This window comes from Ruegeria sp. CI5 (assembly GCF_056536885.1).
The window spans coordinates 57,246-82,752 of sequence record NZ_JBQFQN010000002.1 but is presented as its reverse complement, the minus strand read 5'-3'; the positions used below and the strand labels follow the sequence as shown (position 1 = coordinate 82,752).

24 protein-coding genes, 1 tRNA gene and 2 pseudogenes are annotated in these 25,507 nt (G+C 55.5%); 10 read left to right on the top strand and 17 right to left on the bottom strand.

All coding sequences use genetic code 11. From position 1 onward, the window contains the following. Positions 1-5: 5 nt before the first annotated feature. Positions 6-1,349: a Na(+)-translocating NADH-quinone reductase subunit A gene (locus ACR0BA_RS09215; protein ID WP_480727574.1), complete on the bottom strand. Its 1,344-nt coding sequence runs from the start codon at positions 1,347-1,349 to the stop codon at positions 6-8. Positions 1,350-1,647: 298 nt separating this feature from the next. Here ACR0BA_RS09215 and ACR0BA_RS09210 point away from each other — a divergent pair, with 298 nt between their 5' ends. Then, positions 1,648-2,760, top strand: coding sequence for a THUMP domain-containing class I SAM-dependent RNA methyltransferase (locus tag ACR0BA_RS09210; protein ID WP_480727572.1), 1,113 nt, complete (start codon positions 1,648-1,650; stop codon positions 2,758-2,760). Positions 2,761-2,865: 105 nt separating this feature from the next. After that, positions 2,866-2,942 (top strand) — tRNA-Pro (locus ACR0BA_RS09205). A gap of 71 nt (positions 2,943-3,013) precedes the next feature. On the opposite strand, the gene ACR0BA_RS09200 is transcribed toward ACR0BA_RS09205, so the two are convergent. The 10 genes and pseudogenes from ACR0BA_RS09200 to ACR0BA_RS09155 form a co-directional block, all read right to left on the bottom strand. Beyond that, on the bottom strand, positions 3,014-3,997 hold the full coding sequence (locus ACR0BA_RS09200; RefSeq protein ID WP_480727571.1) for a tyrosine-type recombinase/integrase: 984 nt from the start codon (positions 3,995-3,997) through the stop codon (positions 3,014-3,016). A 17-nt stretch (positions 3,998-4,014) separates the two neighbouring features. Further along, positions 4,015-4,149: pseudogene (locus ACR0BA_RS09195) on the bottom strand (excisionase family DNA-binding protein); the annotation flags it as partial. 134 nt (positions 4,150-4,283) lie between these two features. Continuing rightward, positions 4,284-4,422, bottom strand: a pseudogene (locus ACR0BA_RS09190) (IS3 family transposase); the annotation flags it as partial. Positions 4,423-4,563: 141 nt separating this feature from the next. Beyond that, positions 4,564-5,265: a hypothetical protein gene (locus ACR0BA_RS09185; protein ID WP_480727570.1), complete on the bottom strand. Its 702-nt coding sequence runs from the start codon at positions 5,263-5,265 to the stop codon at positions 4,564-4,566. Positions 5,266-6,263: 998 nt separating this feature from the next. Next, positions 6,264-7,055, bottom strand: coding sequence for an NgoMIV family type II restriction endonuclease (locus ACR0BA_RS09180; protein WP_480727568.1), 792 nt, complete (start codon positions 7,053-7,055; stop codon positions 6,264-6,266). 47 nt (positions 7,056-7,102) lie between these two features. Further along, positions 7,103-8,074 carry a DNA cytosine methyltransferase gene (locus ACR0BA_RS09175; RefSeq protein WP_480727567.1) on the bottom strand — a complete coding sequence of 324 codons (972 nt, stop codon included), beginning with the start codon at positions 8,072-8,074 and terminating at the stop codon, positions 7,103-7,105. A 368-nt stretch (positions 8,075-8,442) separates the two neighbouring features. Continuing rightward, positions 8,443-9,339 (bottom strand): EamA family transporter, encoded by an 897-nt coding sequence (locus ACR0BA_RS09170; protein ID WP_480727565.1) that lies wholly within the window; start codon positions 9,337-9,339, stop codon positions 8,443-8,445. 177 nt (positions 9,340-9,516) lie between these two features. Then, a complete protein-coding gene (locus ACR0BA_RS09165) occupies positions 9,517-10,155 on the bottom strand; it encodes a DsbA family oxidoreductase (RefSeq protein WP_480727886.1) in 639 nt (212 codons plus the stop codon). Further along, positions 10,155-10,778, bottom strand: coding sequence for an NAD(P)H:quinone oxidoreductase (gene wrbA, locus ACR0BA_RS09160; protein ID WP_480727563.1), 624 nt, complete (start codon positions 10,776-10,778; stop codon positions 10,155-10,157). The genes ACR0BA_RS09165 and wrbA overlap by 1 nt, the downstream gene beginning before the upstream one ends. Before the next feature lie 107 nt (positions 10,779-10,885). Next, entirely contained in the window at positions 10,886-11,773 is an 888-nt protein-coding gene (locus ACR0BA_RS09155) for a LysR family transcriptional regulator (protein WP_480727561.1), read from the bottom strand. A 200-nt stretch (positions 11,774-11,973) separates the two neighbouring features. Between ACR0BA_RS09155 and ACR0BA_RS09150 the strand changes: the two genes are divergently transcribed. From ACR0BA_RS09150 to ACR0BA_RS09130, 5 genes are all read left to right on the top strand, one after another. Beyond that, positions 11,974-13,254 (top strand): hypothetical protein, encoded by a 1,281-nt coding sequence (locus tag ACR0BA_RS09150; protein ID WP_170343017.1) that lies wholly within the window; start codon positions 11,974-11,976, stop codon positions 13,252-13,254. Beyond that, the gene (locus tag ACR0BA_RS09145) at positions 13,254-14,033 is read left to right on the top strand and encodes a COG3904 family protein (protein WP_480727560.1); all 780 of its coding nucleotides are present in this window, start codon (positions 13,254-13,256) and stop codon (positions 14,031-14,033) included. The genes ACR0BA_RS09150 and ACR0BA_RS09145 overlap by 1 nt, the downstream gene beginning before the upstream one ends. A gap of 82 nt (positions 14,034-14,115) precedes the next feature. Beyond that, positions 14,116-14,448, top strand: coding sequence for a thermonuclease family protein (locus tag ACR0BA_RS09140; protein ID WP_367646573.1), 333 nt, complete (start codon positions 14,116-14,118; stop codon positions 14,446-14,448). Between the two features lie 367 nt (positions 14,449-14,815). Next, the gene (locus ACR0BA_RS09135) at positions 14,816-15,802 is read left to right on the top strand and encodes a porin family protein (protein ID WP_480727558.1); all 987 of its coding nucleotides are present in this window, start codon (positions 14,816-14,818) and stop codon (positions 15,800-15,802) included. 366 nt (positions 15,803-16,168) lie between these two features. After that, entirely contained in the window at positions 16,169-16,366 is a 198-nt protein-coding gene (locus tag ACR0BA_RS09130; protein WP_480623552.1) for a hypothetical protein, read from the top strand. A 140-nt stretch (positions 16,367-16,506) separates the two neighbouring features. On the opposite strand, the gene ACR0BA_RS09125 is transcribed toward ACR0BA_RS09130, so the two are convergent. After that, complete coding sequence (locus ACR0BA_RS09125) at positions 16,507-18,300, bottom strand: TRAP transporter permease (RefSeq protein ID WP_480727557.1); 1,794 nt, start codon at positions 18,298-18,300, stop codon at positions 16,507-16,509. 72 nt (positions 18,301-18,372) lie between these two features. Next, positions 18,373-19,332: a TAXI family TRAP transporter solute-binding subunit gene (locus ACR0BA_RS09120; RefSeq protein WP_480727555.1), complete on the bottom strand. Its 960-nt coding sequence runs from the start codon at positions 19,330-19,332 to the stop codon at positions 18,373-18,375. Positions 19,333-19,560: 228 nt separating this feature from the next. Here ACR0BA_RS09120 and ACR0BA_RS09115 point away from each other — a divergent pair, with 228 nt between their 5' ends. Together ACR0BA_RS09115 and ACR0BA_RS09110 are read left to right on the top strand one after the other, a co-directional pair. Beyond that, a complete protein-coding gene (locus ACR0BA_RS09115) occupies positions 19,561-20,355 on the top strand; it encodes an SDR family oxidoreductase (protein WP_480727553.1) in 795 nt (264 codons plus the stop codon). A gap of 417 nt (positions 20,356-20,772) precedes the next feature. Beyond that, positions 20,773-21,510, top strand: a complete 738-nt coding sequence (locus tag ACR0BA_RS09110) for a competence protein CoiA (protein WP_480727552.1) — start codon at positions 20,773-20,775, stop codon at positions 21,508-21,510. Between the two features lie 111 nt (positions 21,511-21,621). Here ACR0BA_RS09110 and ACR0BA_RS09105 read toward each other — a convergent pair whose 3' ends face one another. Further along, the gene (locus tag ACR0BA_RS09105; RefSeq protein WP_480727551.1) at positions 21,622-22,257 is read right to left on the bottom strand and encodes an MAE_28990/MAE_18760 family HEPN-like nuclease; all 636 of its coding nucleotides are present in this window, start codon (positions 22,255-22,257) and stop codon (positions 21,622-21,624) included. Continuing rightward, positions 22,241-23,359 carry a DUF262 domain-containing protein gene (locus tag ACR0BA_RS09100; protein WP_480727549.1) on the bottom strand — a complete coding sequence of 373 codons (1,119 nt, stop codon included), beginning with the start codon at positions 23,357-23,359 and terminating at the stop codon, positions 22,241-22,243. Before ACR0BA_RS09100 ends, ACR0BA_RS09105 begins: the two co-directional genes overlap by 17 nt. A gap of 149 nt (positions 23,360-23,508) precedes the next feature. On the opposite strand from ACR0BA_RS09100, the gene ACR0BA_RS09095 reads away from it, so the two are divergent. Continuing rightward, entirely contained in the window at positions 23,509-23,805 is a 297-nt protein-coding gene (locus ACR0BA_RS09095) for a hypothetical protein (RefSeq protein ID WP_480727547.1), read from the top strand. 670 nt (positions 23,806-24,475) lie between these two features. On the opposite strand, the gene ACR0BA_RS09090 is transcribed toward ACR0BA_RS09095, so the two are convergent. Both ACR0BA_RS09090 and ACR0BA_RS09085 read right to left on the bottom strand, forming a co-directional pair. Further along, positions 24,476-24,877 (bottom strand): helix-turn-helix domain-containing protein, encoded by a 402-nt coding sequence (locus ACR0BA_RS09090; RefSeq protein ID WP_480727546.1) that lies wholly within the window; start codon positions 24,875-24,877, stop codon positions 24,476-24,478. Positions 24,878-25,020: 143 nt separating this feature from the next. Beyond that, complete coding sequence (locus ACR0BA_RS09085) at positions 25,021-25,473, bottom strand: Lrp/AsnC family transcriptional regulator (protein ID WP_480727544.1); 453 nt, start codon at positions 25,471-25,473, stop codon at positions 25,021-25,023. Between the last annotated feature and the right edge of the window lie 34 nt (positions 25,474-25,507).

Here is a 25,507-nt window from a genome sequence, read left to right as displayed (position 1 = left end):
GTGGATCAGCCCTCCTTTTCAATCTTGGTCAGGCAGTCGCGCAGCGCCAGCCCGTATTCATACTTGGCCGGACAGGCAAAGCCCACAAGGCCCAAATCCTCTTCATCCAGCTCCAGCGCGCCCAGGGCCTGCGCCGTGTCGGTATCCATCACCAACAGCGCCCGCAGCAGTTGCGTCGGCAGGTAATCCTGCGGCATGAGCTCTTCGAAGGTACCGGTGGGCACCATGGCGCGGCGGCCACCGTTCAGGTTCGACGTGAAGGCGAACAGCTTTTTGGCAAAGGCCGAACCCAGAACCGGCTGCACCGCGTATTTCGACGGCATCGGACGGATCCAGCCCATCGGGATCTGGTCGTGATCCTCGCGGATGATGCAGATCTGGCGCGCGAAGCGTCCCAGATAAGCGAACGGCCCGGTGGCGTGACGCCCCGACAGGACCGAGCCGGAAATGACGCGGGCCTCGCCGTCGACATTTATCTCGTCGCGGGTCAGATCCTCGGTCGAGGCCCCCATGACGGTGCGGATCAGACGCGGCTGACGCGCGCCGGGGCCGGTCAGGGCCACCACCACGTTCGGGTCCAGATGGCCCGACTGCAGCAGCCGCCCGATGGCAATCACGTCCTGATAGCCGATGGTCCAGACGGTTTTCTCGGCGGTCACGGGTTCGAGGAAATGGATATGTGTCCCGGCCAATCCCGCAGGATGGGGGCCGCTGAAGGCCGCGGCCTCGACGCCCGGCAGATCAGTGCCGGGGATCGTGTCGCCATCCTTCTGGCACAGATAGGTCTTGCCTTCGGTCAGCTTGGCCACGGCGGCCAGACCGGCGGCAAAGGCCTCGGCCGCGTCATTGATGATCAGCGCGGCATCGGCGGCCAGCGGCTCGCTGTCCATGGCGGTGACGAAAATCGCGGCGGGCTGGGTGCCCGGCTGCGGCATCTTGGAATAGGGCCGCGTGCGGAACGCGGTCCACAGGCCGGCGGCGCACAGCTTGGCGGTGAGGCCCTGCGCGGTCTCGGCATCGCCCATGCCCGAGAAATCGACACCGGGGTCGTTGGGCTCCGACACTTCGATGACGACGCTCTGCAACACGCGCCGCGCACCGCGGTTGATAGCCACGACCTTGCCGGTCAGCGGCGCAACCATCATCGCCTCGGGCGCGTCCTTGTGGCAGAACAGCGGCGCGCCGCGCTGGACAGTGTCCCCTTCCTGCACCAGCATGCGGGGTTTCAGACCGATATAGTCTCCACCCAGCACGCCAACCGAAGAATATGCTGGCCCTGGCTGAATGACCTGTTCAGGCGATCCCTCGATCGGAAGGTCCAGTCCCTTTTTCAGTTTGAAAGTTTGCATGTCGCTACGTTCTTCCAAGCCTTTTTCTTGCGCCCGTCATACAGGGCCCTTTGCTTTGGGCACTGAATAGCGCGGAGTTTCGTCAAGCCCGTCGTAAAAACGACGAGGACCGGCCGAAATCCGCGGGCGTCTCTCTGATTACGGCCCCTTTACGCGGCGAAGCGGCCAAACGCAAACCTGTTACCGCCCAAATCGCGCGCCGTGTAGATATTTTTACCCGAAACCGCGGGCGGAGTACCAAAAACTTGGTAGGAAATTTCGTGTCGCACGGATGGCTCTGCTGATATAAGCAGCCGGGATGGAAGATACCGATCTTGAGATTTTTCTGGTCGCGACACCCGGTCTGGAGGCTCTTCTCCTCGCCGAAGCGCAGGAGGCCGGATTCGCTGAGGCCCGACTTGCACCCGGAGGTGTCACGGTTCGTGGCAACCTGCGCGAGGTCTGGCGGGCCAATCTCCAGTTGCGCGGGGCCAACAAGGTGTTGGTTCGGGTGGGTTCGTTCCCGGCTGTGCACCTGGCTCAGCTGGACAAGCGGGCACGAAAGTTTCCGTGGGGAGATTTTCTGAAACCCGATGTCCCGGTTCGGGTTGAGGCCACCAGCCGAAAATCCCGCATCTATCATGCCGGCGCCGCACGGCAACGGATTGAAGGCGCAATCTCTGACACGTTGGGGTCTCCGATCTCGTCCGAGGCGACGGTCCGTGTTCTGCTGCGAATCGAGAAAGACATCTGCACATTTTCCCTCGACAGTTCCGGAGAAGCGCTGCACAAGCGCGGGCACAAGGAAGCGGTCGCCAAGGCTCCCATGCGCGAAACGATGGCGGCGATGTTTCTGCGCAATTGCGGCTTTGACGGATCTGAGCCGGTACTGGACCCGATGTGCGGCTCGGGCACTTTCGTGATCGAAGCCGCGCAGATCGCGATGGGCCTGCCGCCCGGCCGCGACAGAGCCTTTGCCTTTCAGGACTTTGCCGGATTCGACCCCAAGGCTTGGGCGGAACTCCGCGCCGACTGGGTCGCGACGCAGACAGATACCGCGTTCTATGGCTCGGACCGGAATGACGGGGCGATCGCGGCCGCGCAGGCAAATGCCAGCCGCGCCGGGGTGGACGGCGCGACGCAATTCCAAAAACGCGCAGTCGCTGACCTGAAACCGCCCATGGGCGGGCCGGGCCTGGTAATCGTAAACCCACCGTACGGGGCGCGCATCGGCGATGAAAAACGCCTGCGGTCGCTATATGGCAGCTTTGGCAAGGTGATGTTGTCCAGGTTTTCCGGCTGGCGTGTCGGCGTCGTCACCAGCAACCAGTCTCTGGCGCGCGCCACCCGCCTGCCGTTGCTGCCTCCGGGTCCGATCGTCGATCATGGCGGCACGAAGATCCGCCTCTATCAAACCGAGGCCCTGCCCTGACCGGCCAATTCCTGAGGGTCCAAGCGGCAGAGCCAGTTCGGACAAAAAGCAGACAGAATCCCTCTTGCGCATCAAATCCACTGGGTATAGATCACGCGCCACGGTCGGAGTGTAGCTCAGCCTGGTAGAGCACTGTCTTCGGGAGGCAGGGGTCGGAGGTTCGAATCCTCTCACTCCGACCAATAAAACAAGGCGCCCTCTGGCGCCTTTTTTGTTGGTAAGACAGAGCTCCAAGGTTCGTTGAACCTCATTGCTATTCGAACTCCAGAACTCTGGCAGCCTTCCGCAGATGCTCGGGACTGAACCGAGCATAGGTCGACGCCGTGATTCTGGTATCGGTGTGGCCGAGATACTGAGCTATCTCATCCATCGAAATTCCTGCCTCAGCCATATGGACTGCCGCAGTATGCCGAAGAACATGCGGCGAAACGTTCCGCAGCCCAGCGGCGTCCGCAGCCGCCTTGAACCCTTTCTTGATAGACTTCACAGGACCGCCCGCCCATTCAATCACATACTCCGAAAGTGCTGCTTCTTGTGCGTCTATCAACGCTGAATGGAGACCGTCGGTGATGGGCACTATGGCGCGACCTTTTCTCCGCCCCTCACCGGTGCGAAGATTTATCTGGCGGCGCGAGAAGTCTACCCTGTCCCAGGTGAGTTCCAAGACGGCAGTCACTCGTGCCGCTGTCGACAGCATCAGCCGGATCGCCAACTTGATGTGGGGTGCGCAATCAACTGAAAGCAGCTTCCTGATCTCGTCGCGCGTTAAGTATCTCTCTTTCGGCGCAGGTTTGCTAGGGCGTTCTATGTAGGGCGCTCGCTCAATCAGCCCTGTCTTCGCCGCCCAATTCAAACATGTTCTCAGTTTCCCCAGTTGGGTCCAGATCGTTCCATCCTGAATTCCCGCTCTCTTCCGGTCCGCAATATAGGCACGGCAGTCATTCGCACTGATCTGATCAGGGCGAAGAGATCCGAACCAAGGCAGAACCGAACGCCCTGTGTATTTCATGTCTTCATGGACCGGGCGGCCTACGACGGTTTCGCTATATGCATGCCAGATCATTTCCACGGTCAACCGGCTTTTCTGGGCTGTTGCGGAGAGGAGGATATCCCGCGCTTCTGCTTCAGCTGCCTCACGGGTTTCCGCATCAAGACGATACCGGCGTCTTTTTCCATCTTTCTCATACCAGACAACGACGAAGCGACCTTTGAGGCGGCCGATTGTGTATTCCTGCACTGCTCAAATTCCTCTACTGCCTGTGAAGGGATGCGAAAAAGCCGACCAATTCTAAACGAACTCAGTCGGCCTGACTTGCAGAGCTGCCGCACAGTTTCAGCGCTGCAATCCCAACGCTCTGCAAGGGATTCCGGGGTATACGGTCGTGTCACCTTTTGCTCTCCTCGATCAAGTTGAGTTGTCTATAGCGACGAGGAGCTGCGATGCGCGAAGTTTTGGGAAAAAAAGTTTTAAAATATTGAAAATAAACGAAAGAAATTTTGATCTGCCCCCGCTGGCCCTTCGTTCATGACGAGAGTCTGCGGGTTTGATTTTGGTAGTCGTCGGTTTCGGGTTTGGCAAGCGCCCCGGGCGCGGAGCCTTCAAATTGCTCAAGCGTCCGGCGTTTTGTTCCCGAGCGATGAGTGCGGCCCGACGGTGTTGAAAGACGGCTCTTCCGTATTCGTCTGCTCCTACATAGGTTGGGCAGACTCTACTTCATGGTGAGGGATTTTGCGGGGGGGCAGGTCAAAGGCAATGTTCGCTACGACCAGATGCCGGGCAGGACCAGCATGCTTCGCGCCGCACTACTGGTCGCGGGCATGGTCCTGACCCGAAACGAATTCTACGGATACTCGCTCTAATGACTTGAGCATGCGGTCGACATTCTGAGCTGTCCATTTGCCTCCTCTGGTGGTTCGAATACCTCGCGCATTGGCTTCGTCTGCAACATTTTGATTTCCCACCGGGACTTCTCTCTGAAGCAATTCGTTTTTCAAAGCTTGGAGCTGTCTTGCAACCGCGATTGATCTGCCCTTCCGGGAAATTATGGATGCTGCTCGGGCGTTGGCAGTATCACCTGCTCGTTGCTGCTGAGCCGGCGACTTCGATTTTTCAGCATGCAGGATAAGGTTGTGCATCTCGTCAGTTGAGAATTTTGATAGGGTTTTCTGGTGCTTTAGCGAGAATAGAATGGAGCCATAGACTTGCAGTTCCTTGAGTAGCCGTTCTCGGTCTCTCAATTCTGCTATGCGAAACAACCGAGACAAATCATCGACTCCCACTTTTGGGCCATCAAAGCCTTGCAATCTAGCGAGGACATTCGCAAGTCGGGGTAGTGAACGTAGACCCTCAACGCTACGAGCATAGTCGAACACAACCTTGGGTTTGATTTGCGGATTTAGAGATACAACTCGATTGATCAGTGCCAATTGGGCTCTTGCCGCAGGGTGACTTTTGATCGCCCCGGTGGGTCGATTTCCGTAGGTTAGCAGAACGTAGAATATCATACTGACTCCTCACTTTCTCATTTGTGAAGGCCTACACAAATGTGAAAAATGTGTTTCAGTGCCGGAACTAACTACACAGGACTTGATCTGCAAGAAACCACTCTGCAACTACTTAGTATCCGGAAGCTCCGCTTTCCCTTAAGCTCCCAATGCCGTCTCTCTACTAATATATATACCTCTTACTTAATACATACATCTAAGGTAGGGCAAAGCTCCTCTTTCCCGCTCAAGATCTACGCTGTTCCGGACCAAGAGACTGTTTCTGCTTTGGAGGTATGAACTCGAGCGAGCGAACCGGGTTTCGTTTGCTAACTGTCATTTGGGCACGAATACCTTTCCACGTCATTTCTACTGACCTGCCGCTGCTCTGACGTAAGTTTATGCAGTCTGAACTCTTAACGTTTTCTACGATTAGCACCCGGCTGGCTGGGGCGCGCACTGGCAGCGTCCAATGCAGTTTTCGATACACGACAGCAGTAAAGTATTAACGCACGCCCTGAGCGCTCTCGGCGCTTGGCTGCTCGACCACTATTCCTCCATGGCTTCAGGAGGTTTGGATCATCCGGAGGTGGTGGCGCCAGTATGCATCCCCTTCATCATTCGGAGGAAAACCTGGGACTTCGATGATGAAAGGATCCGGCGAACGAGCTTAAACGAAGCTTCTAGCCATTCCTCATGCCAACGATCAGCATCCCAAAGTGCTGCAGCGGAAGTTGAGGTTGCAAGAAATATGCTTTGGGCCCGGACCATAGAAAGGCGTCGAAACGGACACAACATAAGCGGCAACCAAACAGCGACAAACCGGGAAAGCGCGAAGCAAATTGCGAAACTCTGCTAGGATCACAGGACCATACAGGGGAGAAACCAAAGATTTATCAACGATTTCCGGTGGTGCGGGTGGAGGGACTTGAACCTCCACCTCGCCATTTAAAATCAATAGCTTACGTGGCCATTTTTGACCGTGCGCCCGGCCTAAGAATTGGCCGGAAGACGTAGCGTCAGATCAGAAGGTCAAGCGGAAGATCCGCGATATCGCGAAGTCTCTGGCCTTCAATCATGGTTTCAACAAGTTCCAAGGTCTCGCGCTCCTGGTTACGCAATGTCTCCACCAGCTCGGGTAACGCGAAATGGTAAACGCAGTCCATATCGCCGGTCCCAAGCGCGATTGCCGCGATGCGTGACGGCACCGGCTCTGCCGTGACTGCTACGATGTGCGGCAAGCGACCCTTACGGTTCCTGACAAGGTTTAGCGCCTCGGAGCGGGTGTTCTGAACGCGGTCTGACCGTATGGTGAGCTTGCAGCTAACCGACGCGTGAAGCGTCGCGCTCGCGCCATTTGAGGTGCGCAGCGCTGTGTAGCGGGCTACAGATTCATCTACGAGGGCAGCATTCACATTGATGGTCTCATCGGGTTCGGGCTCACGGATCACCACAACGTCAGGCTTGATTAAGTAGTCGGTGCCCAAGTGGGTCTTCAACTCGCGGCTAGCATCTGCCAGAGTGCGCAACTCATCCAGATGCGCATACTGATCAAACCGCGAAATTGCCTGCCCTTTCACCACCGAAAATGTTCCGGGGCGTAGGTGTTTGAACTGCGTAAAGCACTCGGCAATAAACGCTTGGCAGGCCGTTTCGAACATATTCCCGGCTGTCTGGCCTGCTGGTTTCTCTGCAAGGTCCTGGGTGGCGCCGATCTTCGCCACCAAAGCCGTAGCAATTTCACGGCTCGACTTGTTCGATACGTCCGCGATGGACGGCACACCCTTCGTCTTGGTGATTGGTCCGGCCAAGCACTCTGCGTGGAACCGTCTGCGTGCTTGAAGAAGCCAAGCGTCCATTATGCTACCGCATATAAAGACCGCGCCGTTATTGCCGTCTTTAGACTTTGCGCTACAGCTTGCGCGACAGGCGGAGGAAAGGCGTTACCGACCTGCCGATAAGCTGCGGTCTTTCGGCCAGCGAACTGCCAGTCATCTGGGAAGCCCTGCAAACGGGCCACCATTCGCACAGTCAAGCGCGGCATCCCTGTGAAGTCCGGGTCCGGTGCCTCATCCGCAATGGTCTTGCCATTCACATTCAAGCTCTCCCAGGCTCGCTTGGCTCTGGTCGGCCCTAGATCTGGGCCGCCATGCTTCTTGGAACCACCCACGATAGTCGGTGCGATCTCATCAGCATGATGACGCCACGCATCCGCGCCTTGCCAACCACGCGCAGCCATGAGGTCGTGAAGTAGTTCACCCACAGTCGGGGGCTGCATGTCACCACCTTTTGGCCACTCGAACTTATCTGCGTATTCCCTCCGAACTGCTACAATAACGACGCGGGGACGCAGTTGAGAGACGCCAAAATCACTGGCGTTGTATAAGTGCCAATCAGCGAAGGTGTAGCCCATCTTCTTGAGCTGGGTCTTAAGCTTCTGTCTATAGTCATGGAACACCGCGTCCATAAAGCCCCGCACGTTTTCAAGCATGACTGCCTTCGGGCGCACTTCGTCCACAACGCGCAACGCTTCAGGGAACAAGTCTCGCTCATCAGCAGCACCTAGCTGCTTTCCAGCCTTCGAAAACGGCGGGCACGGAACACCACCAGCCACAAGGTCAACACCAGCATAAGGCCGCGCGTCGAACCTGGTAAGGTCTGCTTGTTCGCCTTCGACGACATTCCACCTAGGTCGGTTCAGCACCAGCGTCTTGCGGCACCAGTCGTCAACTTCCACTAGAGCTTCGTGACCGAACCCGGCATTTTCCACTCCTAGCGCTTGGCCGCCAGCGCCGGCGCATAGCTCAAGTGAAGTTAGGTTCCCCCGCATGTCGTGCCTCGTTTGATTGATTTCACTACATATCGCGGAGTATTGAACAAAGTGTCAACACTCATCCTGAAATCGCTGCACGTCAGAAAGTTTTGAAAGTGAAAATCCCGCTAGCTTGCTCTACCGGGTCTGTTGCCTATCATGATAACAGACGCAGATGCCAAACTGTTGATCAACCACCGTTCCATAGTATCTACAGGAGGTTTGGATCATTCGGAGACGGGGCACCAGAATGCATCCCTGCCATCGTTCGGAGCGATACCTAAGACTTCGATTATGAAAGGACCCACCGAACGAGTAAAAATGAAACTTCCAGCCATTCCCCACCCGCTTGCCCGAGTGGCGGATTGTCAACAGAAAGCTATCCATCAGGCGGACTCGGGTGTTTCTGATCTTGGATCTTTCAATCCCGAATAGTCCCTTCGACCCACGCTTTGGCCGACCACAACAGAGCCGATGACTAACGTTGATCCTAGCAACTGAGTAAAACTCAACCCCTGTCCAAGAAATACCCAACCGAGCGCGACAGCTGTCAAGGGGCTCATCATCCCTAGCATCGAAACCGCACTGGGTTCTAGACGCGCTATACCACGGAACCAAAGAGCATAGGTAGCTGCGGCACCAATCAATCCAAGCCACAAAAGACCGGCAACATTTGTAGCGCTGAGCGCCGGTAGAGGCGGCTCAAGGATCAATGCGACTGGCACCAGCACCAAACCACCTGCCGTCAATTGCCACGCGGTGAAGCTCAATGCTGAGACTGGTGGTTGCCATTTCCGGCTCAGAACAGTTCCCGCCGCCATCGACGCGGCCCCGCCAAGACCTGCGGCAATACCGACAGGGTCCAACGCGGCCTCCGGTGTGACAAGCAACAGGGCCACTCCAAAAACACCAGTCGCCGCTGCCGCAACTGCCCCGATCCGGATGGGAGTGCCGAGCCAACCATGCGACATAAAGATAACCATCATTGCCTGAAGAGCACCCAAAGTCGCCGCAACGCCGCCTGGAAGGCGATAGGCCGCAATGAACAGCAGCACCCAAAACACTGCAAAATTGAAGGCGCCCAGCAGAAAGACCCTACCCAGCCAGGCGCGATGTGGCAGACAGCGTGTGAGCGCCAGAAGAAGCAGCCCGGCGGGTAGCGCGCGCAAGGCCGCCAAGGTGATCGGGTAGCCGTCCGGCAAAGCCTCGGTCGTAACCAGGTAGGTGCTGCCCCAGACGGCGGGTGCCAGAGCGGTCAGAAAGATGTCGGTTGCGCGGGACATAGCAGAGCTCCAGATTCTCAATCACCACAGAGTGTGGATCTTCAAGCGGGGACGTTGCGGACACGGCGGAAACCCCATGTCGCGACGCAGTTCAGGTGGCAGATCGCAACGCTCATGGCGTGGCGGTTGGTTGGGTTTGAAAACCCAACGAATGATGCGTTTCATGGCGTTCTCCTTTCAGGCGACCAGGCGCATGGCAGTTCGCAACTGCGCGGCAAGGTCATCGGTTGGCCCATTGACCAGACGAGTGCCGGTTTCTCGTATGATGAGGGTCGGAACAGAGTGAACTTGCAGAGCGCGCGCGCGGTGTCGGTCTTGCTCCACCGCCCGGACGGTTGCCGGATCCCTGAGCACTTCGGCGAACAAGCGGGCGTCGTAACCCAGCTCGTCTGCGATGCTAAACACAACCTCGGTGTCCGCGACGTTGCGCGCCGCGCTGAGATGGGCCAATTGGAGGCGGTCGAACATTTCCCAATGGGCAGGCTGTCCGCCCAAGCGTTCCGCTGACTTGCAACCGATGGCTGCGGTCAATCCGTGCGGATAGTCGAATTTAGCCGTGCGCATCGCATCGATATCTACCAATTCGGGCCGGTCGCTGACCTGTCGGCAAACCGACCAATGGCTCAGAATGGTCTCACGGGCCTGATCCGGTGTGCCCCACCGGGCTGCCATTTCTGCGCGACTTGCCTGCAGGACAAAAGTTCTATGCACGACCTTCAAATCGAACTCGGTGGCAAGCTCGCGCAACCGTGAGGAAATGTTGAAACACCAGCAGCACACGACATCGTGGTAGAACTCTACAGTGAGGGTCGCCATCACGCGGCCTCCTCATGAAGGTTCGCCCCGGCCAGCCGCGCTGCGATCCGCGCAACATGTTTGCCCTGAAACCGCGCACCGGCGAGATCCTTCTCTGTCGGACTGCGCGAGCCATCCGCGCCAGCGATGGTGCCAGCGCCGTAGGGCGCGCCGCCGACGATTTCGTCAGCCGTGGTTTGGCCAACATAGGTATAAGGCATGCCAACGATCAGCATTCCAAAGTGCTGGAGCGGGACTTGCGTGGTTAGCAGCGTCGCTTCGTGCCCGCCATGCTGCGAGCCGGTGGAGGCAAAAACCGCCGCGACCTTGCCAACCAATGCATTTCGCGCCCAAAGGCTGCCGGCTTGATCGAGAAAGGATTTCATCTGACCCGCCATCATCCCGAACAGGGTTGGTGTGCCAAAGATGATGGCGTCGTAGCGCTCAAGGTCGGCAGGGCTTGCCACAGGGGTTCTGTCTTCGGAGAACCCTGCTTTTCGGCGAATTTCTTCAGGGACGGTTTCCGGAACGCGACGCAGATCGACATGTGTCCCGGCGACGCTGCGTGCGCCTTCCGCCTCAGCCTCTGCAAGGGCGCGGACGTGACCGTAGCTGGAATAATAAAGAACTAGAATGCGTGTCATTTTGAACCTCTCAGGCGTGACGTTTGCTTGCCAGAGAGAATGGGAAATACCCGACCACGCAGTAAGCGGTCTGGTTTGACTTCATTCTTTACGCAGGTTGAATAATCTCAGTCGCGCAACGCCGATCGCAAATGATCGACAAAGGCTGATACCTTTGCATCCGCACCCAGTCTTGATGTTGTTACGGCAAAGATTTCAGGCGCTGGGAGCTCGTAGTCAGAAAGAACGCGGACCAGATCTCCCCGCGCTTCGGCGCGGCGCGAAACGAAATCGGGCAATGTCCCTATACCTTGTCCAGAAACCAGCAAGTCTCGCAGAACAAGACTGTTCCCCACGCGGATCATTGGGTCGAGCTCAACGGTGGTTGTCCCATCCGGACCAGTAAGCGTCCATGTGGTGAGGTGATCGGCAAGAAGAAATCCGATCACTTTGTGCCGGGCTACGTCCTCGGGTTTTTCCGGCATTCCGGCCGACGCAACATAAGCTGGCGAGGCATACACTCTTTGCCGCACCGCACCGATCTTTCGGGCAACCAACGCCGAGTCTGGCATCGCTGCACGAATGCGGATCGACACGTCAAAACCGCCTTCAACCATGTCGACGACGCGATCATCCATCGACAGCGTGACCCGCAAATCAGGATAGGACGTCATGAAGTTCGGCAGCATCGGCGCAATCACCTCTTGGCCAAATGAGCTGGACGCATTGACGCGCAGGTGTCCGCGAACCGCTCCGGCCCCCTCCCGTATGCGGTTCTCAACGCCGCCTACCGCAGCGAGAATGTTCTGCGCCTCCTCGTAATACAGTCGGCCGGCATCGGTGAGTGACATGGACCGAGTGGTCCGGGTCAGAAGAAGCGTGCCCAAGCTTTCTTCCAAGAGTCTGACTTCTCGACTCAGCAACGCTGGTGACACGCCTAAGTCCTCGGACGCGCGCGCAAAACTTCCACGTTCCACAATGCGCCTAAAGGCATGCATGACCGCCAATTTGTCCAAAGTCGGGCACCCTTCTTACCGAATTGATGGATCTTACAGACGACTGGACCTACTGATAGCACGCGTCCTGGCGTTGTGCGATGGCGGGAAGGCTTGACGCAGATAGCTGCTCAACCATTGAGGTATCTGCGGTTTGAATCCCGAAAGCGGATGATTAACTATTCGATGAGTGCAAATTCGATAGTGGGTAGCGAGTCAACATGACGGAACGGAATGGGCGTTTGACGGCAGAAGAAGCAAAAGGTCTTCGAACTGCAAAGGAACTTGAAAGTCACCTGGCCTGGCTTGACACGTTCACCCCAGCAGCTCTCGGGGTCCTGGCAATAGCTTCCGGGATTTACACTTATCTTGGTGTCTCATCGCTGCTTGAAGATAACGGAGCCGTCTCTTTTTTTGCTGCTGTGGCTTACTCCGTTGCGGTATCTGTCGGCATCTTCGTGTTCTGGAGCTATATGCTGAGGTTGCTTCCGTCGATGCGCACAGCAAGTGGCTTCATCGGATTGACCATTTCTACGATAGTTGGGTCAATCGCAATTATAGCGATGTCCAGTTGGTTGAATGCGGCGGCACTAGCCGGTTCTGCTGCGGTTGAACAACACTTAGAGAACACGGTTCGGGATTATCAGGCGGCATTAGAACAAGCCAATGATATTGCTTTGAGCGGCCAAGCTCTGGGTCGTGAAGTGGAGCGTGCGCGCCAAAGTTTTGAGGAACTGGCGGAATTGGAGCAGTCCGGCGATCTTTCCGGAACAGCCGGACGGGGTGCTGTCTTTCGCGTGCTGACACAGAAGGCTGAAGAACTCCGAAACTTGGAAGAGCAAATCGCCGCCCAGCAGCAACCGATCGAAGAAGCTTTCCAGCAGGGAAATGAAATCCTCGCAAAGATGCGCGAACTAACCGTTGCGCCCGGGCCAGTTGAGCGCCGCTCAGTGCAGTTTTCTGAAGAGAGCGTAAAGCTGGCTGGAGTAATCTCTCGCCTGAACCAATACAGCGTAGCACCTCTTGTGGCGCGCGCGGCGGAAGACCTGCCTTCTTCAGTCGTTCTCCCAGAGCTGGATGGACGTAGCTCTGATGTCCGCAGTGCGCAGTCTTCAACTATCAACTCTGTGTTGAACGCACTCGATCAACGCAGCAAGACGCTTAAGAACGCCGCTGACGAGGTTTTGGACATGGAGCCGCCGATTGAGACAGCCTACAATCCAATCTCCAGCGCTGACGCGGTGATTATCTATGCGGGCAACTTTGTGCCCTCGTGGGCGGGGGCAATTGCCATCGACTTGTTGCCTGCGGTGCTGGTCTTCGTGCTGGCAATAACTCAAGCCGCAATTCGTAGTGGAAAAGACGGCATGAGTATCGAGGACACTCTAACGCTGTCCGATCTGAGAGCGGCGATGAATGCGATGAAGGATGTCGAGGCCACGCTTGGTGTCGCAGACGCTGCCGTAATTGAGCGGGCGACCCAGAAAAAAGACGACGCGTGATGAAATACCTATCGCGCTTCGATCCGCGTTCCGGTCTTAGATATGTGCTGATCCTACAGCTTGTCATCGCAGCGGTTCTTATCTTTAGCGATGTCGCAGAAGAGTTCTCAAATCCGTTCAAAAATCGGGTTGAACTGCCGTCTGGACCGGTATCACCTGGTGACCAGCGGCGTGAATATCGAACCGATCGGACTGACCCGACGCTATTTTTGAACGATGGGCCGCAGGATTTGCCGGTTCCGGCGAATTTTTCAGCGCGTTTGGATTTTTCTGTCAGTGAGCTCGACGAGTTTGGGCAGGTGCTTCTGTTAAGCGGTCAGATAGAGACTGGGGACGCTGCTCGGCTCATTTCATACCTTTCAGACATGACCGAGAAACCCGGCTTGGTCGCGCTACACAGCCCCGGTGGACGTGTCTCAGAGGCACTGATTATCGGACAGCATTTGAGGGAAGCCGGAGTAAATACCGGAGTTCTTGCAGGTTCTGTGTGCATGTCCTCATGCCCGTATATTCTCGCGGGTGGGATTGATCGTCTTGTGTCTCAAAAAGGGGTCGTCGGAATGCACCAGCATTACTATGAACAGCCGCGTATGATCCCGGTGGTGTTTGCCGTAGAAGGCATTCAGAAGGGCCAAGGCGAAACGATGCAGCACCTTATCGAAATGGGCATCGACCCAGCGCTCATGCTCTATTCGCTGAACACACCTCCAGATCAGATTTACGCCTTAGTTGCAGATGAGCTAATCCAAACAAGGCTTGCCACTCAGATTCTCGAATGACGAAAGACCTAGGATTGTATTTGTTTTGAAGAGACTAGTTGCCACGTTGATTTTTACTGCAAGCACCGCATGGGCCGGTGGCGTGCAGGTGCGAGATGCTGATACGATTGTTGTAAATGGAACACCGGTGAGATTGCAGGGTGTAGATGCACCGGAATTGGGAACCTCTGCTGGGCGAGATGCACGCCGATGGATGGTCAACTACCTGCGTGGCAAATCCATTGAGTGCAAGCTCACAGGAGAGCGAACCTATGATCGCTATGTCGGCGTTTGCTACGCCGATGGCAGAGACATCGGAGCAGCTGTGATTGCAGCTGGCTATGCTCTTGACTGTGCGCGATATAGTGGCGGTCGCTATCGGAGTTTAGAGACTTCAGCCGCGCGATCGAGGTTGCGAAGAGCCCCATATTGTTGAGTTTGATTCTGAAAAGTAACTAGCACTAGCGACGCCCTAAAGCGACAATTACCGTCCTCCCGATACCGAGCTTAGCAGCCAGACCCGCCATCATCGGGTCGAAGTTTCCGTTGCCCTGCTAACGTATACGACGGTCATACTATGTCATTTTCACTCATAAGCTGCTGGTGCGCTATGACATCAAAAAGCTATAGCGATTGATAGAGACAATGCTGCCGAAGCATGCATCATTTGCGCGCGCGCCAGTCCGAAAAAAACAGGCCCATGGGTAGTCTGTATTGAGCCACTACACACTTTTTTCATTGGAAACTTATAGATTCTGCCTCGCGAGTTAGAGGCTCGAAAAAGTCTCATTTTGATATTGAATGTGCTACCGACCTTGGATAATTCGGCGCTTGGAAACAGCAAAAAAAAAGGAGAAAAGACTTTGTTTTCCATAGACAAAACATCGATCGCTCTGATCGCCATCTTCGCATCCACTACCGCCGCAGCTCAGAGTTTTCAAGGGGCAGCAACAGTTGGTTATGGGCATACATCCCTTTCTGATGGAGGCGGTGATATTGGAACGCCATCGCTAGACGCTTTTGGTGTTTTTGATTTTGAAAATAGCCTGTTTCTAGGCTTGGACGGCAAGCTTACCAATATCGATCCGGACGACGTCTCAGGCGATATGAGTTTGCTAGATCTGGGCTCGACCCTGACCTATCAATTCAGCAACGGTGCAACGGCAGGTGCTTACCTCGACTATGCCGATGCGGATATCGATACCGGGCTTGGGTTCGATCTGTCAGGTGACACAACCTCTTATGGTGTCACGGGCGGTTACTCCGCCAACGGTTATGGCTTCGAAGCATGGATTGGTGAAACCGAGTTCTCCCCGGATATTGATGGCGTGGACTGGACGGACTACGGCGCGCTGTTCCGCTATCAACCATCCGAACAGACTGTCCTCGGTATTCACTATGTCCGCAGCGAGCTTTCGGGCTATGGTGAAAGCATTGCTCTGTCGAGCTTTGGTATCGGTGGATATTATCAATTCGCTCAAGGTTGGGGAGCGTTTGCCGGTATCAGCCGCCAATCGCTGAGTGACATTGATGCGGATGCAACGACACTTGGCGTCGGCATCGACTACGACCTCCGTCAAATTAGCCAATTCCCTGGTCAGGTCTCCCTCGAACTTGTTCGGACTGACCTGGATGTTGGTGGTGTAAGCGGCGATCTTGATACCGTGCGTCTTGGTCTCACTTTCCCGCTCGGACAACGTGAAGTTGCGACCCCGGTCAACAGCGTAGCACGTGCAGCCATGGCGCCACGTCACAACGCTTTGACCACTTTCACGGACACACTGTTCTAACACGCACAAAACAAATTGCCGGGGCCAGCCAACTGAAATGCTGGCCCCGAATCCGACGGAATTTCGAGTTGCTAGACGAAAGATCGCAGCCATCGAAAAATGCGTGCCTTGTCTCTTACTGAATGGGAGCTTTGGCTCTCTGAGCTGCGCGAAGCCGGAACGCATCCCCTTCAGCATTTTGAGAGAATTCTAGGACTTCGTTCATGAGGGCTACGGATCCCACAAATTGAATCTTCAGCCATTCCCGGACCCGGAGCAAAGAGGGTTGTGGTCCAACCCATCGGCTATTCAAAGGCAAACGGTTTCTTTGGTGATTGCCATGGGTGGAACCATTCCCTACGATTCAGGGCTAGACGGAGAAACGGAATGGCAAAGATCGACGAAAGCAAAAAACAAGACACCCAAAAGCGTCCGGCTCAGGATGAAAACAAAGGGTGCGGACAAACCGGTTTGTCACCAAACCAAGAGGGGTCCGACGAAAATGCAGCTCGTCGAGAGCGTCTGCGTGCCATTGCGAGCGATGCGGAAAAGCGTCTCAAGGGATCAATGAAACTGCTGTCTTGATGGCTTTCTCGTTGCCTAAGGACCTCGGCGAAATCCATAGTCGCTTTGCACTGATCGAAGGCGATAAGTCCGGATTGTAGCAACAGGCCGCGCCTCCCCAAAAATGATGCGTAGGCCAATACCGCAGATCGCGATCCAACTCACACAATCACCGGCCCCAAAAGGATCGCAACGCTCGCGAGGCCCAAGGCTGTTCTCACCAAAATATTTGCTCGCCCAATCAGCGCGAAAGACAACGCTGACAGCCCAAGGGCCAAGGCAACAAATGCCGTAATAGCAGCAACTGGCTCCGACGGAAGTTGGATCAGATCCGGCCAAGTGATCATCCCGACCGGGATCAAATAGAGGCCGACACCTAAAGCCATCGCTGTCAGCGCCACCTTGATCCAGTTTTCTCCCGCCATCCCAGCAGCGATGAAAACCGCCCCACATACGGGTGGCGTAATCGTGGATAACAGCGCGAACCAGAAAACGAACAAATGTGCCTGGAGTGGCTCAAGGCCAAGCTGCATCAAGGCCGGGCCGGCCACCGATACGCAGATCACGTAAGCCGCCGTTGTCGGCACTTCCATGCCCAGGATCAGGCAGGCAATTGCAGTCAGCAACAAGGATGCCCACAACACGCCCCCCGACCCTTCGAGGATCACGGAAGTGATCTTTACGCCCAGCCCAGTCGCCCCCAAGACACCGATAATGATCGAGGCGCAGAAGATGATAGCCGCGATCATGGACACTTGCCGGGATGCAGTGACCAGCGCTTGGGTTACGCGGTCTGCGGTCCTGTTCACGTCGAACGTCAGCTTGCCATCGATCAGCAACAGGAATGCCCCTGCGAAAATGGCAAGGCATGCCGCATATTGGGGCGTGTAGCCGGCTGCGAACATTCCGGCCATCAACACGCTGAAGGGCACGAGGAAGAACATGGACGTTACGACCACATCGCGGGTTTGCGGGCGTTGTGACGGGTCCAACCCCTTGAGCTCAAATCGGGTGGCGTAGGCGTTGATACCCACCCAGACCGCCAAGAAATAGAGAATGGCAGGCAGAAGCGCGGCTCCCATGATCTGGGTATAGGGGACGCCCGTGAGCTCGACCATGACAAAGGCGCCTGCTCCCATAAGCGGCGGCATGATCTGTCCGCCCGAACTTGCAACGGCTTCGACACCCGCCGCCAGCCGCTTAGGGTATCCCAACCGCATCATGGCGGGGAGCGTAATGGCTCCGGTCGAAGCGACATTTGCGCTGGCCGAACCGGATATGGAGCCAAACAGCGCAGACGACAAAACGGAAACCTTGGCCGCTCCGCCTTTGAGTCGGCCAGCGGCAGCGGCTGCCACATTCATGAAGCCCTGTCCCGCCTCGCCGGCGTTCAAGACGGCGCCAAATATCACGAAAATCGAGACCACGCCGACGGAGACGGCCGTAAGGCTGCCCCAGATGCCACCTTCTGCAATGGTCATCGACCCAAGGAATGAGCGCAGAGGCATTCCCGAATGACCAAACTCTCCGGGTATGTGCTGACCGAAAAAGGCATAGAGCAGCGCGAGGGCTGCCACTGTGGGAAGCGGCCAGCCGATGGCGCGCCTTGCGGCTTCAATCACCACCGCCAAGAGCGCAAAACCTACCGCGACCTGAAAACGGCTTTCCAGAAAACCATATTGGTCCCCCAGCATTTCGTGGTTCCAGGCCACCCAAAGCGCCGAGGCGACACCGATTGCGGAAAGCACCGCACCTGAGACAAAACGAGCGCGATCGACCACGCCGAACAAGAACACCCAAGGCAGAATGAGTGCCAGGTGCAACGGTCGGCTCACCAAGTTGGGAACAAGGCCCAGAAAGACCAGCCCGATGTGGAATGCGACCAGAGCCAATGCCAAGGCAATCCACAAGGCTCGCAGGCTCCACTTTTGCGGAAGATCAACCGATCCGGTCACGTTGTTTCCTTCCCGACAGAAAAACCGGGCCAATTTCGGCCCGGCCTCAGCTTAATCTTTTCGAAGGGTGAGCTACATTTGGTCGTCAGTCAGCGCAATGCCCGCTTCCTTGTAGTAACGTATTGCTCCGGGATGGATCTTGCCCGTGATGTTTTCCATCAGATCGGTATCAACACCGGCCCACCAGGCCGCAGTATCAGCCATCGCATTCTTGCTTTCCCAGAAGGTCTTGGTCAGTTGATAAGCGGTGTCGTCGTCCATCTTGGTGGTGGTATACGCAACAACTGGCAGAGAGGTCGTCACGATATCCTCATCCTGACCAGCATAGGTGCCGGCCGGTATTACCAGACGGGCGCGCTTGGTCTGCGCGACTTGGTCGTCACTCAGGGACAGCACTTTCACACCGGCCGAAGCGGCGGCTTCCACCACATTCGGGGCGGGCCAGGAGCCGGCGGTAACAAAGCCGTCGATCTGGCCGTTTTTCAGGGCGGCGACAGCGTTGGAGAGCTCTGCATCGGCAATATTGACTTTGCCTTCAAGTCCAAACAAGTTCAGGTATTTCTCGCCTTCGCGCGCGCCAAAACTGCCTTTTCCCAAGAGGATGGTCTTGCCTTCCATGTCTGCAAAGCTGTCGATCCCGCTGTCCGCGGAAACAACAAAATGCATGGTCAAGGAAGGGATCGGGAACAGGGCGCGGATCTCGTCAAAGGACGGATCGCTTTTGCCCTCAAACATCGCTTTTCCGCCCTGAGCCAGTCCAACCAAGGCCGGCGGTGTAGTGAACACATAGTCGCCACCGCGCGCGCGAACTTCCATTACGTTCTGAACCGAACCCTGACCTTCTTCCACGGTCACAATGATGTTCCCGTCCGATCCGGCCTTCATGGCTTCGGCGATCTGGACGCCCATTTGGTAGTATGAAGTCCCCGCCTTGGCGGACTTGTAGGTCACGCGCGTTTCGGCCCAAACCGGAGATGACACGACCACCGTGGCGGCTACGGCGGCAACCATGCACTTGAAATTGTCGAACATTTGAGAGTCTCCCTTTGATAGCAGCGATAAAGCACTCAGACTGATCCGGGGTCAATGGCCCGGGATCTCGGAGGCGTGGAGCGTCGCTGGTGCACCAGCCAGGAAGTGTGTGACCACGGTCCGACAGACTGGTGTTGTCTTTGCAATTTGACTACATGAAGAAGTCAGCTGGCAAACGGCATCCAACTTATGCGTTGAGCCTTCGTGGATCTGTCTCAGGAGCGCACAATGTCCAGGTTGGAAAAGAAAACCGCTCTCATTACCGGAGGAGCCCGAGGAATAGGACTGGCCATCGCCAAAGCGTTTCGCGAAGAAGGCGCTGACGTCATTCTGACAGATGTCGACGCCAAAAACGGCCAAAGTTCCGCAGATGAAATCGGCGCAATATTCCGCGAGCTTAACGTCTCGTCGGAGGCGGATTGGCAAAGGGTTGAGACTGAGTTTCCGGTGTTGGATGTGTTGGTGAACAACGCTGGCGTAACGGGCTTTGAATCTTCCGCTACCGGCACCCCTCCTGCACACGATCCTGAGCACGCCAGCTTGGCTGACTGGCGAGCCGTTCATGCCGTGAACAATGACGGGACTTTCTTAGGCTGCCGTTATGGGATCAAGGCAATGCGAAGAAATGGTGCTGGATCGATCATCAATATCTCTTCCCGATCTGGCCTTGTCGGAATTCCGATGGCGGCGGCCTATGCGGCTTCTAAGGCTGCTGTTCGCAATCACACAAAGTCCGTTGCCTTGTATTGCGCAAGCCAAGGCCTTTCGATCCGGTGCAATTCCATCCATCCCGCCGCGATAATGACACCTATGTGGGAACCGATGTTGGGTGAAGGACCAGAGAGAGCTGACCGTGAAGCTGCCATGGTCGCGGACACCCCATTGCGGCGGTTCGGAACGGCCGAAGAAGTCGCGGCTTTGGCCGTTCTTCTCGCCTCGGACGAGGCTACTTACATCACCGGCGCCGAGCTATCGATCGATGGGGGAATCCTGGCAGGTTCCGCAGCGACCCCGGGAAGCTAGCTCAATACCAACTAGGATGATTAGCGACCCAACCAAGAGCGAACGTATCGGCCAAATCGCATTCCGACAACTAGACTCGGGACCCAAAAAAGCAATCACATTCTCAGCGGCGGCTTCTACCTACAACCGAACGTGGGAAGAATTGCGTCAACGGCGAAGCTGCGGACCAAGCCCTCGTTCGTTGATCGCAATCTAGGGTCTGAACTCGGCCCATTGCGGACTTTAAACATGCCATACGGTGCTGCGCCGCAGTTTCTCTAGAGCGGATATTGTGTCGCGCCGCACCCTAGGAAGACTTATCATTGGCAATGTTGCTATTCTGGCGCGTATGATCCAAAGTTTTCCGGACCAATTCGCGGTCGCTGAAAAACCTACTACAAGCAGGCAATCTCAACAACTCAAGCTCGACCCAACCAAATGTTATCTGCGATCGTTAATGGCAATCGAAGTAGACCGATTCCCGCGACTGTTGGGCAATGCCCCTTTTGCAAGTCTGAAATGATCCCTCGTTGCGGTGAGGTTAGGGTTCATCATTGGGCGCACAAAAGCAAAGTGGACTGCGATCCTTGGTGGGAGCCAGAAACAGATTGGCATCGGAATTGGAAGAACGAGTTTCCACTCCGTTGGCAGGAGCAGGTTTTAACGGATCAAGAGACTGGTGAGAGGCACATTGCTGACGTTCACACATTGGCGGGCCTCACTGTTGAGGTCCAACATTCCCATATCGACCCCAAAGAACGTCGAGCCCGTGAGAATTTCTACAAGAATATGCTTTGGGTGGTTGATGGCTCCAGGCTCAAAGGCGATCGGAAGAAAATCCTGGGATGGCGGGACGCGCTAGTCGAGATTTTTCAAGGTGGCGAACGGACCAACCTGTTCTTGATGAGCGAGGCCAATGAACTTTTTCCAAGCGATTGGTCGCAAAGCTCCGTTCCAATATGTTTCGACTACTTGGGCCCAAATGCCGATATTGCGACTGGACCGACACCACTATTCCTTTTGTATCCTGGCACAGTGCATGGTGGTCGCTTAGTAGAACCACTTACGCGCGACGGATTACTGCGTGCGATCTATTCAGAACGTGTGCACATGTCCGCTGTTCGTGGCGTCCTGCAGAATGTTTCACGACTAAGATTGTCGAAAAGACGGCGCTGACAGCACTTAACTGAAACGGAAGGCGACACCATCGGCCCTTACCTGCCGTTAATCGAGGGGTGCAACGCGGCGACGCGGCTTCTCCAAAGCGGACATTCTGGTGGGCGAGTTCTACAAGTGCTCCAACATTGCCTCTTGGAAAACGTCTGCCACCAAGGTCATCACTTCGCCGACCAGCGAAATGTGCTGCGAGGCATCCAAGCTTCCCAAATTCGGGGCATCACCGTGCGCGACACCATGACGCCAACCGACCACTTCCTTGTGTAGGCGATTTCGGTGTTTTTGAAATCGCGCCAGATCGAAATCGAGTATCTGGAAATTCTGGTCGAGCTTGTCCCAATCAAGGTTCGACGTCGCTTTTACAGCCTTGCGATCGAAGTCGGCGAAGTTGCAGGCAAGCTTATGCTGTAACTTTTCGATGAAGTCTCGTTTTGCCACCGGCGAATGGTTTCGGTCGCGCAAAGAATCGAATTCAGCTCCAAGTGCTCCGACAAGCATCTTCCAGCCCGCATCAGAGACCTTTTTCCCTCGTGTTTGGAGGAAGTCACAGTAGGCATCGACGCACTCGTTATAGAAGCCTTCCCAGGCTGCGTAGCTCAAAACAACGAGCGCCTTCGACTGAACACCCATGGGGTCAACTGTAGACGATGGAGTTCCGAATAGCCTTTTGATTTCCGACAGCTCTCGGACTCGGTTCGACCTTGCCGCATCGATGTCGTCGAAAAAGTCGTCAATTGTTTTGGGCATCCGGATCGAACCAATTTGCGCCGAAAGGAACGCTTCGCTGAATTCTTGTGGTGCCCCGCATTCCTGCGCTGCTCAATTCTACCACGATCTGGTTCATCCAAAAGCTCGCGATCCTGGCCCGAATGAACTCACCAGCATCAGGTTTGGCAGCGAGCACCTCTCGGTTCTTCGCAATTCCAACGCCTATGACTTCCAAGGCTCGGAGTGAGAACCTCCTGCCGCCTCCGACTCCATCGATGCGTCCTTCTGCGGGCAAAAGTGCTTCGTCGCCTCCCACATTTCGTAGGGTATCAATAACCCAGTTCACCATTTCGATTGCTTCGTCCTGGCGCCCGCTCTCGATTACTTCAAGAATTCCTGTGCTCAGGTATTCTTCGATATCCATCTTTGTCGAGTATTCAACCATGGTGTGGACTATCAAACGCACGAGATACTCGAGGTCGCGCTGTTTCTGGTGCTGTTCATTAGTCACACCGAATAGCGCCTGAACCTCTGGCCGGCCGGCGATGTCCTTGAGCCTCTGCGTGAAATCTTCGTCCGCCAAGACCATGGAGCAAGTGCGGACTTCCTGTTCATTCGCATAGGCTCCACCACGGTTGAGTCGCTGGAATAAGTCATACTTGGTCTTCGGGTCACTCGGGTGCTTTAGAATCTCGAAGTCGAGCCTGGCACGCCGGAAGAAAAGCTGCAGGGACTTTTCGAGAGTTGCCTCTCCAGCGTTGATCGCGTCCCATGCAACCCCTTCGAGGCTCGGAAGATATTTCGTTCCAGCCAAGATGCTTCTCTTGGTTTCGCCAGGATTGTTGACATCCCGAAGTAAACCCATGAATTCGAGAATCGTTGACACACGTTGAAGCCCGTCTACAAGCTCCCATGTGCCCTCATCTGTCTCGAATACGAAGACGGGGGGAATGGGAATTCCAATCAAAATCGATTCAACAAAGTTGGATTTCTTCTCCAAGCTCCAGCGATGGAGCCGCTGGAAGTCAGGGAGAATATTAAGTTCTTCCGACGAATACATCGTCGCGACTTCACCAATGGTGATCTGCACGCGGTCTGTATTTACAGTGCGCTTGGCGGTGTCGATCTCAGTCTTGAGCATGGAGCATACCCTTTTCATTCATGCCAATTGTAGACCCACGCAGAAGCGGTTTGCCAGCCCCCATTGGGATCATATTTCAACTTCAAGGCGCGTGAATGCTCGAAATTGCAATTTTTAGATGATTCCTTCGCAACCGCGGAGAATGACCGGTGTCCGCCGTTGATTGTCGTTTGTTCAGCTTGCAGCGTCGGCAATTCTGGCTTTTCTACCGTAATGTGCAGGCCTTTGTCGAATGGCTCCTTAATGTCGGTCTGAGCACATCTCTGGACTGTTTTCATCGGTTTCGACACCGTGGCACAAAGACAGCAGGGGGGCATTCGCATCTGTTGTCGCTCGAATTCGAGCGTCTCTATCGCAGCAAGCGCCTGTCGCCGGTGACGCTTGCTCCAAGGACGCCAGTCACACAATTGCCGAATGCTGATGTAGAGACGGATATCGAACGTTGAGGACGTTTGAGCAGTTCTAGCGCTCATCGCTCCATTCGCTCTTCGCCAACCAAGCCTCCGCTACATCGTTCGATACTCGACTAGGCGCGGTTTGTGCCGAGCGAAACATCCACCGCATGACTAAGCAAGACAACAAGCCATTGAATGCGACAGAGTGCGGGAAACCGTCTTGCCAATGAAACTGAGCTCCGCGACCGCACATCAGAAGAACGAACAACTGCGCCAATCCAAAGTCATTCACTGCGAGGTCGAACCTTTTGCGCTAGGTTGCTGTATCAAGGTTTACATTTTCGACAAAAAAACCGGATTCTCGGGTAAATCTGTCAACTTAGAGTAAACTTAGTGTAAACCTTTTGGCTAAAAATCCGGCTTCGGAAGCAAGAAAAGGTTTACATCTACAGCCGCCGGGCAGGAGCGATGTAAACCTTTGTCAACCTTGCGCAACCCGGCCGGGGTTTCCAAGCCGGATTGAGGAGGCAGCCCAGCCAATGATGGCTTGAACTACCCCGGCGCTCACGGCGTTATTTCGGTCTGCGAGAGCAGACGCGTCTCAACAGCTGGACCTGATGCAATGTGGGTTCCGGGTCGCTGTGATTGCTCAACTCACGCAGGAAGCGTAACCAAGCGTGCTCGTTGGACGTCAATGCTTCGTTGTGCATACTCTCGTCTCTCATTTTCCAAAGAGCGACTTGATCGAGGCCTGTGACCTGCTGGTCAGCCGGGGATCGGAATTGTCGGAGGCCTCACGGATCGCTTTCAGCCAGGAGCGTTCGTTCTCGGTCACCGGATCTCCGAAAATCTCGAGAACAGACGCAGCGGCTGTTTCTCCGATTGCCTGCTCTAATGAAAGACGCATCAAGTAAGCAGGATCGCACTCCAACGCCTTGGCGAGAGCAGGCACGCGATCAAGCGCAACCTTTGAACTTCCCTGTTTGATCATCGTGATCATATTGGCGTTGGTATATCCGGCCTGTGATGCAATATCGGCCTGGCTCTTGGTCGGTTTGAGTTCAAGCACCCGGCGTTCAACGAACTTTGCCAGACGCGAGCTATCATAAGGTTTCTTGCGCATCGCTTTCCTTCCTGAAGTAACGCAGCGCTTGCTGCATGTCTTCTCTATAGCGACGGCGACCTAGGGACTGCGCCCAGGGAAAACTGGAAGACAGAGGCTGCGATCATCCAACCGACTAGACGCTCGGAAAACGACCCGATTGATTAGGATGGAAATACCTCCGTCTCTTTGACGGTTCCGTAGACAAAACTGGTATCGATCGAAGCAATCCCGCCAATTGGGTGGATCCGGTTGCGGATAAAGCTTTCATAAGCTTCGAGATCAGACACCAAGACCCTCAACTGATAGTCCATTGCTCCAGTTAGAACATGACATTCGAGCACTTCGTCGATCAACCGAACCTGTTTCTCGAATTTCTGGACATCCGTTTCATTGTGACGTTCCAAACGAATGCGAACGAAGACGGTGATAGGCAATCCATAGGCGGCTGCGTCAACATTGGCGCTGTATCCCCTTATTACCCCGCTTGCCTCGAGGTTTTTGACACGGCGCAGACACGGCGATGGGGAAAGATTCACTTCATCGGCGAGATCCTGGTTTGTCATACGTCCGTATCTCTGCAGCGCTCGGATGATTTGTCTGTCCTTGTCGTCCAATTTCCCACCTCCTTAGCAGATTCTGCCAATATTT

Bases quoted from the DNA above. Each gene is read 5' to 3' on its own strand.
- ACR0BA_RS09215 (WP_480727574.1), bottom strand. From the start codon at position 1,349: ATGCAAACTTTCAAACTGAAAAAGGGACTGGACCTTCCGATCGAGGGA.
- ACR0BA_RS09210 (WP_480727572.1), top strand. From the start codon at position 1,648: ATGGAAGATACCGATCTTGAGATTTTTCTGGTCGCGACACCCGGTCTG.
- ACR0BA_RS09185 (WP_480727570.1), bottom strand. From the start codon at position 5,265: ATGATATTCTACGTTCTGCTAACCTACGGAAATCGACCCACCGGGGCG.
- ACR0BA_RS09175 (WP_480727567.1), bottom strand. From the start codon at position 8,074: ATGCGGGGGAACCTAACTTCACTTGAGCTATGCGCCGGCGCTGGCGGC.
- ACR0BA_RS09170 (WP_480727565.1), bottom strand. From the start codon at position 9,339: ATGTCCCGCGCAACCGACATCTTTCTGACCGCTCTGGCACCCGCCGTC.
- ACR0BA_RS09165 (WP_480727886.1), bottom strand. From the start codon at position 10,155: ATGGCGACCCTCACTGTAGAGTTCTACCACGATGTCGTGTGCTGCTGG.
- wrbA (WP_480727563.1), bottom strand. From the start codon at position 10,778: ATGACACGCATTCTAGTTCTTTATTATTCCAGCTACGGTCACGTCCGC.
- ACR0BA_RS09150 (WP_170343017.1), top strand. From the start codon at position 11,974: ATGACGGAACGGAATGGGCGTTTGACGGCAGAAGAAGCAAAAGGTCTT.
- ACR0BA_RS09145 (WP_480727560.1), top strand. From the start codon at position 13,254: ATGAAATACCTATCGCGCTTCGATCCGCGTTCCGGTCTTAGATATGTG.
- ACR0BA_RS09130 (WP_480623552.1), top strand. From the start codon at position 16,169: ATGGCAAAGATCGACGAAAGCAAAAAACAAGACACCCAAAAGCGTCCG.
- ACR0BA_RS09120 (WP_480727555.1), bottom strand. From the start codon at position 19,332: ATGTTCGACAATTTCAAGTGCATGGTTGCCGCCGTAGCCGCCACGGTG.
- ACR0BA_RS09115 (WP_480727553.1), top strand. From the start codon at position 19,561: ATGTCCAGGTTGGAAAAGAAAACCGCTCTCATTACCGGAGGAGCCCGA.
- ACR0BA_RS09110 (WP_480727552.1), top strand. From the start codon at position 20,773: ATGTTATCTGCGATCGTTAATGGCAATCGAAGTAGACCGATTCCCGCG.
- ACR0BA_RS09105 (WP_480727551.1), bottom strand. From the start codon at position 22,257: ATGCCCAAAACAATTGACGACTTTTTCGACGACATCGATGCGGCAAGG.
- ACR0BA_RS09100 (WP_480727549.1), bottom strand. From the start codon at position 23,359: ATGCTCAAGACTGAGATCGACACCGCCAAGCGCACTGTAAATACAGAC.
- ACR0BA_RS09090 (WP_480727546.1), bottom strand. From the start codon at position 24,877: ATGCGCAAGAAACCTTATGATAGCTCGCGTCTGGCAAAGTTCGTTGAA.